The organism is Fructobacillus sp. EFB-N1, assembly GCF_001038455.1.
Taxonomy (GTDB): domain Bacteria; phylum Bacillota; class Bacilli; order Lactobacillales; family Lactobacillaceae; genus Fructobacillus; species Fructobacillus cardui.
In genome coordinates this window covers 1-13,469 of record NZ_LDUY01000005.1, presented here as the reverse complement: position 1 = coordinate 13,469, position 13,469 = coordinate 1, and the positions used below count along the sequence as shown (strand labels likewise).

At 46.4% G+C, this 13,469-nt stretch carries 6 protein-coding genes; all 6 read left to right on the top strand.

Features of this window, described 5'->3' with window-relative positions:
• Positions 1 to 10 precede the first annotated feature (10 nt).
• The 6 genes from FEFB_RS01515 to lepA all read left to right on the top strand — a co-directional run bounded on the left by FEFB_RS01515 (position 11) and on the right by lepA (position 13,251).
• Positions 11 to 2,176, top strand: coding sequence for a DUF1542 domain-containing protein (locus tag FEFB_RS01515; RefSeq protein ID WP_047974496.1), 2,166 nt, complete (start codon positions 11 to 13; stop codon positions 2,174 to 2,176).
• Positions 2,148 to 4,886 (top strand): DUF1542 domain-containing protein, encoded by a 2,739-nt coding sequence (locus tag FEFB_RS01510; RefSeq protein WP_047974495.1) that lies wholly within the window; start codon positions 2,148 to 2,150, stop codon positions 4,884 to 4,886. The genes FEFB_RS01515 and FEFB_RS01510 overlap by 29 nt, the downstream gene beginning before the upstream one ends.
• A 342-nt stretch (positions 4,887 to 5,228) precedes the next feature.
• Positions 5,229 to 9,629, top strand: coding sequence for a S8 family serine peptidase (locus FEFB_RS01505; protein ID WP_047974494.1), 4,401 nt, complete (start codon positions 5,229 to 5,231; stop codon positions 9,627 to 9,629).
• 187 nt (positions 9,630 to 9,816) lie between these two features.
• On the top strand, positions 9,817 to 10,713 hold the full coding sequence (locus tag FEFB_RS01500; protein ID WP_047974493.1) for a DMT family transporter: 897 nt from the start codon (positions 9,817 to 9,819) through the stop codon (positions 10,711 to 10,713).
• A 63-nt stretch (positions 10,714 to 10,776) separates the two neighbouring features.
• Positions 10,777 to 11,316 carry a GNAT family N-acetyltransferase gene (locus FEFB_RS01495; RefSeq protein WP_053068908.1) on the top strand — a complete coding sequence of 180 codons (540 nt, stop codon included), beginning with the start codon at positions 10,777 to 10,779 and terminating at the stop codon, positions 11,314 to 11,316.
• A 135-nt stretch (positions 11,317 to 11,451) separates the two neighbouring features.
• Entirely contained in the window at positions 11,452 to 13,251 is a 1,800-nt protein-coding gene (gene lepA, locus FEFB_RS01490) for a translation elongation factor 4 (RefSeq protein ID WP_047974492.1), read from the top strand.
• Positions 13,252 to 13,469 lie beyond the last annotated feature (218 nt).

Below are 13,469 nucleotides of genomic sequence, written 5' to 3'. Positions count from 1 at the left end.
GAAGGCTGTTATGAATGCCATTGCGACGGCCAAGGATAAAGGACAGGTGACAGCCGACCAGGCGTCAGCCCTCACGGTAGCCTTGGCCAAGGCTCAAGAAAAGGCAAGTCAGTCATTGACTAGTGCTACGACGGCTGACCAGATTAATGCCATCATTGACCAACTCAACCAGGACGTGGCCGGTGTGCAATTGAGCTTGCAACAGGACGTATCAGCTAACGCGGTCAACCAAAGTGCTCAACAGGTGGTGGCGGCTATTAGTCAAGACGCAACTCTTGCTGACAATGAAAAGCAGGTCCAACAGGCCAATGTTAGTGCTCAGCAACAAGCCGCACTGCAACAGATTACCTCCGCAACCACGGTAACGGATGCTCAATCGGCTGAAACAACTTTTGACCAGACGGTTGCTACAAACCATGTGCAGGGGCAAAGCATCGATGACCGGCGCTCACAATTGATCGAAGCAATCACAACTGCCACTAACCAGGCAACGATGGCTATTAATGGTGATCCTTCATTGACAACAGCTGCTAAGGCAGATCAGTTGAACCAGTTGTCCCAGGCTAAGGATGCGGCTTTAGCACAATTAGCCAAGGCGACAACCGCAGCCGATGGTGTCAATTTCGTGAACCAAAGTTTGACAATTATCGCTGCTATTCACCAACCAGCTGAAAAGACACTGAGCCAACAGCATCAGGACCTCTTGGACTTGATTACACAGCTAGCTAACCAGGCAGCAGCCAAGATTGACCAAGAAAAGTCGTTAACTAACAGCGAAACAGCAAGTTTGAAGGGACAAGTGACGGCCTTGCAAAATGCAGCCGTTCAAAGTGCTAACGAGTCTCAGAATGCAGATGATTTGCAGGCTGGCCAGCAGGCGCTTCAGGATGGCCTTGATCAAGTCAAGTTTATGACACAACAGGATGTCAATCTGCATGCCTTGAATCAGGCGCAGTTGGATGCTAACCAGGTCATCGCCAATAATCAAACCTTGTCGGATGTTGAGAAGGCGAACCAAAATATTCAAGTCATGCTGCTCTTCACTCAGTACCAACAGGCCTTACTGGTAGCTCAAAATCTAGCTAGTTTAGCTAGTGCTGTCAACAATGGTATAAAAGCAGTTGCTGGGGTTCCACAAGATGGTGCAACGGTGCAACAGCGAGTTGGCAACTATATTGACCGGTTAACGGTTGAAAAGAAAAAGGTTCAGTCACGTATTGATGCCGACAACACCTTAACGACGGCTGATCAACTTTTGACAGCTAATCAAAAGTTGACGAATGATTTGACCAGTGTCCAATACAACTTGGCAATTAATATCGCTAGCTATCAACTATTAGTTGCTTATAACGGTGCTGATCAAGCAATTAATGATGACCCAACGTTAAGTAATCAAGAAAAAGCCGAGCAGGCAGAAATCGTTAATGTTCGTTGGAATACTGGTCAGCAAAGTTTGGTAGCTGCAAAAACAGTTGACGAAGTGGACCAATTTACCAGCGACACAGTAGCAGCAATCAACCAGGTCCACCATGGCGGTCAGCCGGTTGATGAACGAATGCAGAGTTACACTGCTAAAATTCAGGCATCCGCATCTCAAGCTGTTGCCCAAATCAACCAGGATAAAAGTCTTTCTCCAACCGGTCAGGCAGTGATTGTGGAAGCGGTTCAAAATAATCGGGACTGGTACTTGCATGAATTGCAGGGCGCTAAAAGCGTCGTTGAGGCCGAAACAATGGTCCAAGACGATTTGAATGCGATGGCCTTTGGCCAGAATGCTACTAGTCTAGTTGGTCAAGGGAAGGGCGAATGGTTTGCTCGTATTTATAACGAGTTGAAGGCAACGGACCAGTCGATTAATGGCTATTTAGCTTTGTCCGCTGATGAAAAATCAGCCTTACTGCAAACAATGCAGTCACTGGTGACAACAACCAACAGTCAAATTAGCCAAGGCCAGACGCTGGATCAAACGGAGCAATCGTTGCAAGATTTGATGCTGGATTTGACTAAGTTGAACTTGCACGCAAGCAAAACGAATGCTGTTAATCGGTTGCAATCGGTCTTCGAAACAACCAAGGTGGATATTACGGCTGACCGATCATTATCTCATCAAGAGGTGCAAGATCAGATTCGGACGGCTCAAGCCGCTTATGACCAAGCAAGTGCAACAAGCAGGTGATTTGCAGGCAGTAGCGAGTGCCTTAACGGCGGGCCAGGAAGCCGTTGAAGCTAGTTATCAAGAACAAGCTGTTTTGATTGAACAATTACCAAAGCTGAACCAGCAGGTTGATGATACCGTCAAGACAGCAACGACTACGATTAATCAAGATCAAACGTTGACTGCCACTGAAAAGCAACAGCAGATTGAGGCGCTTAACCAGAAGGCGTCAGATCTGAAAAAGACAATGGCCAATGCAGCTGATTTGCGCGAAGATGTTGAAGACCTGCAACAAGGTCTGGTCAGCCTAAATGGGGTTCACCAACCTGGTTTGGCCATGAGTGGTGCAACAGGACAAGCAGCCCAGTTGAAGAATCAGGTTTCGACTGCCAGTCAGCAAGAACAAGATCAAATTGATCAGGCGACGACAAATGGTCTGATCACAACCGAGCAAAAAGATGCCCTGACAGCTGCTCTTCAGGCAGCCAACATTCAGGCACAGTCTGCAGCCAACCAGGCTGAGAATGCTGATCAAATTCAGACGGCAAGTGCGGCTTGGCAAGCTACCTTGGCTCAAAGTCAAACAGCTTTGGCTAAGGACATTGCCTTCCACCAATTGGGAGTTGCACAGTCTCAAGATGATGCGGCTATCACTGCTGATGGCACTTTGAGTCAGCAAGAGAAGACTGCCGAACAAACGAGTTTGCGAGAAGTCGTGGATACCTGGACTAAGTCAATCAATGACAGCCAAAATGCTGCCCAGGTGACTGGTACTAGTGAAACGGCTGTGCAAATTATTAATGGCGTTTATCATGGTGGTCAATCCGTGGCTGACCGATTATCTGACTTTAACCAGCAGATTGTTGCCGTTGCAACGGCTTTGGCTGCTAAAACAAAGCAGCAGGCAAACCTTTCGGTTGCTGGTCAACAGATTATTGTCCGAGTAATTGATGGCATGCAAGACTGGTTTGTCAATGAACTGAAGTCTGCTCAAACAGTTGTAGCGGCCGAAACGATGGTTCAAGACGATGTGACGGCTTTGACCTTTGGTCAAGCAAAGCAGACGTCAATTGCACAAATGAAGGCCGATTGGGTCAAAAAGTTGTATCAAACTTTGCAATCGGCTGTTCAGGCCGTTGACGGTTATCAGCATTTAACTGATGACGAGAAAGCAGGCTTGATGACGCAGTTGAGTCAATTGACACAACAGACCAATGCCGATGTTGCTTCGGCTACTGATGGAAATCAGGTTGTGACTAGCTTGCAGCAGTTTGTGGCTACCTTACCAACAATTGCTCTTCAAGCAAGTCAAGCGGATGCTCGCCAGCAATTGCAACAATTATTGAATGCAACGTTAGCATCAATTCAGTCTGACCGTACTTTATCAGACTTGGATGTGCAAAATCAGATAGAGACTGCACAGGCTGTGCACAATCAGGCGCTGGCTGCGATTGCCGCGGCTCAGACTGAGGCAGTAGTAGCTGATGCTTTGGCAACTGGTCAGGCAAAGATTCAGGATACCCATCAGGCAAAGCCTGATTTAAATGGACAGCTACCTGCGCTTAACCAGCAAATTGATGCTGCTAAAAAACAGGTTGTTGAGGCAATCAACCAGGATCCAACCCTTTCGACTCAAGATAAGCAACAGCAAATTGCTACTGCCAATCAAAAGGCAGACGCTTTGAAGGCGATTATTGAGAAAGCAGCCGATCCAAGGACAGCTGAGCAAGCGCTTCAGAATGGTTTGCCAGGAATTAACGATGTTCACCAACCGGGTCAAGCATTGAAAGACCAAGAACAAGTGACCCTGCAAACAGTGGATGATAACACGACAGCTGCCAAACAAAAGTTGCCGGCCGGTAAGCAAGCCAGCTTTGCTTCGGCGGCTATTGATGCTGCACGCCAGACGGCTGAAAAGGACCTTGATCGGGCCCAGAATGCAGATGAGATTCAGCAAGCCCTAGAGAAGTTTAAGCAGACAGTTGCTAGTCTTCAGGAACAGGCGGTGGGGAAGGCCCATGCTGCGGCTGAATTGGCAGCAACCAAAAACCAAGCGGTAGCGCAAATCGAACATGCTGCTGATAGTGCTCAGCAGGCGTTGCCAGAGGGTCAGGGCCCACAATTTGAACCAGCTATTGACCAAGCCAAGAAAAAGGCAATGGATGAAGTTGAACAAGCAAATGACCAAAAGGCCGTTGATGTTGCCGTAACTGATTTCAATAAGAAATTGACAAACGTTCAGCAACAGGCAAAGGCCCAAGACCAGGTCGAACAGCAAGCTAAGAAAGAGGCAGATCAGGCAATCAACGATGCAAAAAAGCAATTGCCAGCAGATGAACAGCCTCAATTGATTAACAAAATTCAACCAGCCGAGCGACAGTTCATAGCTGCCTTGCAACAAGCACGGACGGTGGGGGATGTTCAGACCGCCTATCAGCAGTTCTTGGATTCTCTCAAGCAAATTAACCAGCAAATCCAACAAGAGAGCGCTCAACCAAGGGAGACACAGAGTAATCCTGTTGAGAATACTACAAACCCAGCAACATTAATGGATAATTTGTTCCCTGCAAAAATTGCTCTACCCGATACTTGGGAAGTCGAACACTTAGACCAGCCGTTAACATTTTTGGCTGTAACGATGGCTAGCCTCTCGATTGGTTTGACTGGAGTTGGATTAAAATTTGGTCAACTAAAGGTAAGTGGAGGTAAAAATAAAACGGATAATCATTAGTTCAGTAATCATATGCAATCGTGATTGCTGATATAGACGGCCATTCTCGTAGCATTCGGGGATGGCCATCTATAATTTCTTTTTGTCCTAAGAGTAACGAGCTATTGAGGGTAGTTCATTACTCTTTTTTTTTTGATTTGCGCAAGGGTCGTCGCGATTCTTTTGGCTATTGGACAGTCTCTTGAATACTCAAGATGGCGATTTGGCATAATCGGCCTGATTTTGTCCTCGTTAACCAAAAAATTTGTGCCAAAAATTGATTCTTTTTATAATGACGGCAGAAATAGGAAAAAGACAAGTGAAATCAACACCTCCATCAGAGGTAGAGAGGAAGGTTGTCTTATGTATCATCAGAAACGGTTGGGTTTGGTATTGCTGGCATTCTTGTTAGCACCTACTGTACTTGAAAGTGGTCTTCCTGCCGTGGCAGCAGAAAACCAGCCCGCAAAGCAAGCCGTGAAAAAAGCGAACAAGGATCCGGCTATTGTGCGGGCGACTTCCTTGGACACCAAAAGTCCTGAGGAACAAATGAAAGCGGACCATGAGCGGATTCGTCAGCAAGCTGACCAGAATTTTAAGAAACGAGTGAAGGAACAGCTTAAAGCCAAGGGTTTACCAGTGCCTAAATCAGAAAAAGCATTGGCCGAAAGTCCGGTAACTTTGATGGTTGAGTTCGATCAACCACCAGCAGCCTTGAGGGTGGAGGGCGCAGCTGAGCAAGCCGCCAACATTGCCACGGGTTCGACAGTTAGCCAACACTCACGCTCTCGACGAGCAGCGGGAGAGAATAAAGTCGAGGAAGTGCGGGCTGCCAGCCGACAGGTACTCGCTGAACAGCGTCCTGCCCGGCAAGCGGTTGAAAAAATTGCTAAGAAAAAGGCCCAACACGAATTTGGTTACCTAACGAATACGATGTCGATTGTGACGAAGGTCAAGGATTTGAAGGCTGTTCAGGCCGTTGCCGGAGTGAAACGCGTGACGGCCGCCAATATTTATCAACCCCAAGATTTGGCTGCTGATCAAATTGTGCAGGCTTTAACTGTATGGCGTCAGCATCGTCTGAAGGGAGATAAAACGGTTATCGCGATTGTTGATACCGGTATTGATACTAATCATGAAATTATGCGGCTAGGCAAAAATGCCAAGAAGAAAATTAGCCAAAAAGAGGCAAAAGAAGCTATCAGCCACCTTGGTCATGGCCGTTACTCATCGGCTAAGATTCCATATTCTTATAATTATGCCGATGGGACGGCCAATACGGTTTTTGATTTAAATAAAAATTCGATGCATGGCATGCATGTTGCCGGGTTAGCTGCTGGCTATTCGTCTTTACCAAATTTTGCTGGCTTTAATCAAAAGGCTTATGCCATCGGAACGGCACCCAATGCGCAGCTGCTAAATATGAAGGTTTTTTCGAATAATGGTGGCGGTGCCAGCAGTGATGATATTATTGCAGCAATTGAGGATGCCGTTTTGCTCAAGGCCGATGTAATTAACCTTTCTCTGGGTTCTATCAGTGGGGACGTTGACCCAGATAGTCCGGAACAGCGGGCCGTGAATTTGGCGGCGCAGAAGGGGACTATCCCGGTCGTTGCAGCGGGAAACTCCGGTCTGTCCACCTCCAATACCGGTCTCAACGTTATCAATACACGCAAAACAAACGATACCGGAACGATTGACTCACCCGGTGTATCGCCTTCTGTGTTGACCGTCGCTTCATCAGACAACTTGGCCTATGATATTCCAGCCGACGGTCCGGCGAAATTGAGTCATCTGTCTTCTTTTTCATCCTATGGTCCAACGTCCGATTTGCAGCTAAAGCCTGATATCACAGCTCCTGGTGGTCGATTATTATCAAGCTTGAACGGTAACCGGTACGACTATAAGTCGGGCACTTCGATGGCGACGCCCGTGATGGCTGGTTCTGCTGCTCTGTTTGCCCAGTCATTGGGTGGCCGGGTACCGGCTGAAAAAATCAGTCAACACATGAAGACGGCTTTAATGAATACCGCTCGGCCGTTAGTGGATGAAAAGACATTAGCGATTGTTTCGCCCCGTGTTCAGGGAGCGGGGTTGGCACAGGTTGAAGATGCGATTAACAGCCGGACGTCTCTAACGACTTCTCGAGGCGTTGCATCTTTGTCGCTAGGTTCCTTTGGCGAATCAAAACAATCCTTGCAGGTTTTCTTAGAAAATCAGACTGACCAAGAGCAGACTTTTCGTTACCAGGCTGACCACCGAGTCTGGACGGATGGTTCGGTACCGGGAAAGCCAGCGGCGGATAAGCGGATTTTAGGCGCTGATTTGTCAATATTGGGGTCAGATACAGTAGATCAAGCGCCAAATGGTGAAAAGACGGTGGTTAAGGTGCCAGCTCATCAGCGGGTGGCCGTGCGCTTTGGCTTGACCTTACCCGACCGGGCTAAGAATGGCTTTGTTGAAGGCTATTTGCAATTTAAGGCGGTCGATTCTGCTGGCCACTTACTGAAAAAGGGTGGTCAGCAGTTAGTCATGCCATACCTTGGCTACTATGGTGATTGGCAAAATCAGAAAATTTTTGACCGGCCAGCCTGGAATCCCGATTCTTACTTTGGCCAATCGACCCTTGTAGACCCCAGCAAAGTGCCGTTGGGCCTGAACAAAGCAGGGACGATTATTCCAGAAAATATTGCCATTTCATCGAGTCAGGATGCTATTAATAAGCAAGCGCAGCCATTGGTTAACCTTTGGCGCAATGCCCATCACGTTGTCGGTGAAATTTATCAGCACAATCCGACTGATTCTCGGTGGGCAAATCAACAGCCACTACGAACGGTTAGCATTGATAAAGACATATTGAAGTCCTATTATCAACGGGGCAAGGACCAATTTACGTCCTATGACGCCGGTGGGCAAGGCTGGCGTGGTGATATTTGGAATACCAAAATGGGGCGCAACGAGGCGGTTTTGGATGGTCAATATTATTACCAGCTATCAGCAGAGGCGGCTAGTGGTCGACTGAATGATGGAATTGATGGTCAAGTTGTTCGCCAACGCTTAGTCTTGCCGCTTAAAGTCGATGGCCATGGCCCGCTGGTTGCCAATCCCCATTTCCAAATAAAAAATCAGTCAGCGAAAGCAGAAAAAGGAATGGTTTTGGCAGCTGATTTGACGGATGAATTAAGCGGGATTGACACTTTCGGCCGTGTTGGCCTCGTTATTAATGGTATGTTGACGATTGTTAATCAGCCATTGCAAGAAAATCACCAAGTTTATCAACGCCTATCACTGCCATTAAGATCTGACCAAATCCAGGCGTTCCATGCGGATGATAATGCTGGAAACCTGACGAGTCAATCCTTTACGTTGGCTGGTTTGGATGCGGCTGCTACAACAAACAAATCTTCGTCTCAATTGAATTATCAAGCAAAGGGAACAACAGCGGGTCAGCCGGAAGTGGGCGAGGTTGGTCTTAGTCCAGTTGGTCAAGCGCTGACTGGGACAGGTAAAAAGGAATCTGCCGCAGAAGGATTACTGGATGGCGTTAAGAAGCCAATCATCACTTTCGATCATGACGTAAATTTTGAGTTCAATATGGTGACGGCGCAAACACGGTATTATGACCAGCAGGCACAAAAGCTCACGATTAGCGGGCACTTGCGAAAACCGGTTGACCAGCTTTTGATTGGTGAAAAGCAGGGAAAGCGCCTAGCGGTGAAGGTCAATCCAAAGACGTTGGCTTTTTCAACTGTTGTCGAGGCCAAAGCCAATGCGAAGACGGCAGTTCCAATTCAAATTAATGCTGGTGGGCGGACCTTAGTTGATGGTGGCTTGAAATTCTACGTTGATACCAGTTTACCGGAGTTAAATCTTTTTAACGAAAGCACGCTGGCGCGACTAGATGATGGGACTTACCAGGTTAAAACCAATCAGGAGACCTACCAACTTAGCGGGCAAGCAGGCGATAACTATGATGGTTATCAACTAACGATTAATGGCGATATGGTTGCCACTAAGCCGTTTAGTCTGATTTTTAACCAAAAAACTACGGGTGGGTTGACGAAGTTTTCGGTGCCTCTTTACCTAACTAAAGGGGATAATCGGTCGATTTTAGTTATTCGTGATGCTGTTGGTAATCAGACTAAAAAGAAATTAAATGTCCGCTATTATCAAACAAATTTGCCAGCACTAACCGTTACAAAAGATGGTAGCGGCGTTATTCAGCGCTTTCCACTGTTACTAACAGCAAAAGCGAATCTGCCGGCGGACAACCCGAGCGATAACGAATTGACGGTTATGTATTCTTTGAATCAAGGTCAGCAATGGCAAAAATATCAGGGTGATCTGTCAATTCGAGAAAATAAAACGGTTCAGTTCAAAACGGTCGATGCGTATGGGAATCAGTCGCAGGTGGTGACAGTGGCTGTGCATGAGTTTTCACCAGCTCAAAAGGAACAAATAGCGGTTGCCAGTCATCAACCGTCAAGGCTAATTAATAAAGTTTCGTGGCCGGCCTCTATCCGCCACAGGTTCCAAGACCAACGAAATCATTATCGGAGCCACCATTCACCTTATTTTTCTTCTGGTGGTATGAGCCACCATTGTTGGGATGGCTTTGGACCAAAGATGGGCTGGGGTAATTTTAACCAAAACAGAGGTTGGAAAAACTGGAAAAAGTATCTATTTTCGCAATCAATCCATGCTTGGCACCAAAATTTTCATCAATTTAACTGGGGTGGCCGTGCCTGGATGAGTGAGTATTGATGCTGGTCATCAGAAAGAAGGTGATAGATAAAAGTATTTTTATCAATTAATTACAAATAATGTTCACTTATAAGTGCACTTAACAAAAACGCTTAATTAATCTTGGTAGAAGGTAAATCTGTTTGATTTACCTTTTTTCATGTATAATCAAACTAATTTTACTAATTTAGAAAGAGAAGGGTTTGCCATGGCGGAGAAGAAAGCAGGACGGGGAATTTTGTATGCGGTTACCGGTAGTGTTTTCTGGGGAGCGTCCGGCACGGCGGCACAAGCCCTCTTTGCTAACAGCCAAATTTCGCCATTATGGTTAGTAGGTGTTCGTTTGTTGTTGGCTGGCCTTTTATTGCTAGCGTGGTATGGCTTGGCAAGTAAGCAATCTTTGTTTTCCATTTGGAAAAATCAGCGATCAGCGACCTTTCTTTTGCTCTTTGCCTTCTTAGGAATGTTGCCATCGCAATTGTCTTATTTTATGGCTATTCATTATGGCAATGCACCAACGGCGACAGTCTTACAATTTTTGGGGCCAATTTTTATTATTTTGTATCTCACGGTTTGTAGCCATGCCTTGCCACGGCGGTTGGATTTGATTTCGGTCATCGTTGCCTTGGTTGGAACCTTCTTACTAGTAACGAGTGGTAACCTGATTAAACTTTCACTGGCACCGCTAGCCCTATTTTGGGGTTTGGCAGCTGGCTTGAGTCAGGCTTCTTACACACTGTTGCCCAAAGAACTCTTAGTAAACTTTGATGGTCGTCTGGTCGTTGGCTGGGCGATGACGCTCGGCTCGATTCCATTTTTTCCAATTTTGTTCAGCCATTCGTTGAAGTCAATTTCGCTAGTCGGTGGTGGGCAGATTACTTTTATCGTTATTTTTGGAACTATGTTGGCTTATTTGTTCTATATTAATAGCCTTCAGGACCTTCAGCCAGCCACAACCGGGATGTTAAGTTCCTTTGAGCCCCTGACAGCGACGTTCTTAGCAGTTGCTTTCTTGGGGACGAGCTTGACGGCTATTCAAGTTCTTGGCGGCCTGTTTGTTCTTTCAACGATTTTCCTCCAGTCAATCCCGACAAAGGCAGCGTGACTGTGTTAAAATACCAATAAGAAAAATGCCTTCTATCTTAACTTAACTGAAAGGGGGGGCACCATGACAGAGATTCAGCTGCAAAAACACCCTGGGGTGACATTGGTTTCCGCTCGAGTTGAGATGGCGGAAGAAATTTATACGGTTGTGGACCAAGACCGCGAGCATATTGGCCAGTTTTTACCTTTTGTTGATCAAACGGAGGCTGTCCAAGATACGCTGACCTATCTTGAGTCACAATTAAAAATCAGCGAACCGGGTAAGGAGCTGATTTTTACTATTCAAAAAGATGGTAAAATCATTGGAATGATTGAGTTGCATCACTATTCAGCAATGGACCGGCGGGCTGAGATGGGCTATTGGCTGACCAAGGCTTATACAAAGCAGGGAATTATGACGGCGGCAGCTAAAGCGCTTTGCGACTATGCTTTTCGGGTGGCGGGTCTGCACCAAATTATTGTTTTGGCCGACGTTGAGAATCCTGGATCAAACGGTGTGATTCGTGCTGCTGGCTTTACTTATCTGATATCTCATCCGGATTACTCATATCGGGCGGGCACATATCACGATATGAATGTTTATTACCGTTTGGCTAATGAATAGCTATTAATCAAAGTAAAAGGAGAAAAGCACTATGACAATTCAACTTGTTGGCTTCTCATTCTGATAACAGAATGGGATTGAAGTCTTTTTCAGCCCCATTCAACGCGCACTGCATTCGAATGGAGAAACTGAACAATGAACCTTAAATCAATTCGTAATTTTGCAATTATTTCCCACATTGATCATGGTAAGTCAACACTATCAGACCGACTCATGGAGGAAACCAAGACGGTTTCTGACCGGGAAATGACACCCCAGTTGTTAGACAGCATGGGGGTGGAGCAAGCACACGGCGTGACAGTCAAGTCACGGACGGTGCAAAATACTTATCGGGCAAATGACGGCCAAGACTATCAGTTAAATCTGATTGATACACCGGGTCACGTTGACTTTAACTATGAAGTTACGAAAAGCCTTTCAGCAACCGATGGCGTCATCCTTTTGGTTGATGCGACCCAGGGTGTGCAAGCACAAACGGTTGCGAATTGGCGGTTAGCCCATGAATTGGGGCTGCCGATTTTACCGGTTTTAAATAAAATTGATGCCGCGAGTGCTCAGATTGACGAGAGAGAAGAACAAATTAGACAACTGGACCCGACCTTGGCTAATCGTCAGATTTATCACATTTCAGCCAAGACTGGCTTGGGAATAGCGGACCTTTTGGAGGCGATTGTTCATGAATTGCCGGCCCCGGTCGGTGATGAAAGCAGTCCTCTCAAGGCCCTCGTCTTTGATTCTGAATATGATGCCTTTCAAGGGGTGATTGCCCAAATTCGGGTAATCGATGGCACCCTAAAAAAGGGCACCGCACTTCAATTAATGGCTAATGGGCAAAAACTGCTAACCAAAGAAGTTGGTATTTACCAACCAAACCGAGTGCCTGTCAACGAATTGACCGTTGGTGAAGTCGGCTATGTCGTGACCGGGATTAAAAATCCCAAGCAGGTAACAGTTGGGGATACGTTGACGAGCCAAAGCCAGCCAACTGAAACGGCTTTGCCTGGTTACCAGCAGAGTCAGCCGGTTGTTTATGCCGGCATTTACCCAGTCGACGACTACAATGTTTTGCAGGAAGCATTGCAAAAATTAGCTTTGAATGATACCTCCCTTGTATTAACGAATGAGCAATCCGAAGCGATGGGACCAGGCTTTCGAGCAGGTTTCTTGGGGATTTTTCACCTGCAAATCATTAAAGAACGCCTTGAAACCGAGTTTGGAATCCAGGTTGTGGTGACAGCCCCAAACGTTTCTTACCGGGTACAGGTGGCACAAAAGGGCCAGGACATTCAGACGGTGACAGTGACCAATCCAACCAAGTTTCCTGATTTTGATCAAATTTTAGCGGTCGAGGAGCTGGTGGTCAAGGCGACCATCATGACGCCAAGTGATTCGGTTAACCAGTTAATGAAATTAGCGGATGATTATCGTGGTGTGTTTATGGATATGGGCAACCAGGGTGATTATGTCCGCTTGGTCTATCAAATGCCTTTATCCGAAATTGCCTACGATTTCTTTAACCAATTAAAATCATTGTCGCACGGCTACGCTTCGTTTAGTACGGAAGCCATTGGTTATCAGGAAGCTGATTTGGTCAAGGTCGACTTGCAGGTTAACTATGTCCAGGTCGATGCATTGGCTTTTGTGACCCATCGCTCACGGGTGGCCGAACAAACGCAACAATTGGTCCACGAATTGAAAATGACGATTCCAAGGCGCCTTTATCCGATGCCGGTTCAGGCGTTGGTGGAGGGGCGGGTAGTTGCCCGGGTTGATGTGCCACCTCTGCGTAAAAATGCTGCGGTCAATGGTCAGGCTAAAAGTATCTCCAAGAAGCAGGCGCTGCTCCGCCGTCAAAGTGCGAACAAGCGTCAGGCGGCTCAGTCTGATATTGAATTACCGCAAGCCGTTTTTAATGCCTTACTTTCACTAAAATAATTAAAAATCAGCCCCAGCGCAGCTTGCGTTGGGGCTTTTATACTAAATTATAATTTTTCTTTAGAATTGAGATGCGAAAATAAGCGAGATATTCGTAAAAAAAAGGCCCAGATACCTGTTTATTTTTAATATTTGGCAGATTACAAGTTTAATTCGAACAACCCCGAAAAACTTCTAGTGGCGTCTGGTAGTTATGTAACTTCATGGGTCGATTGTTG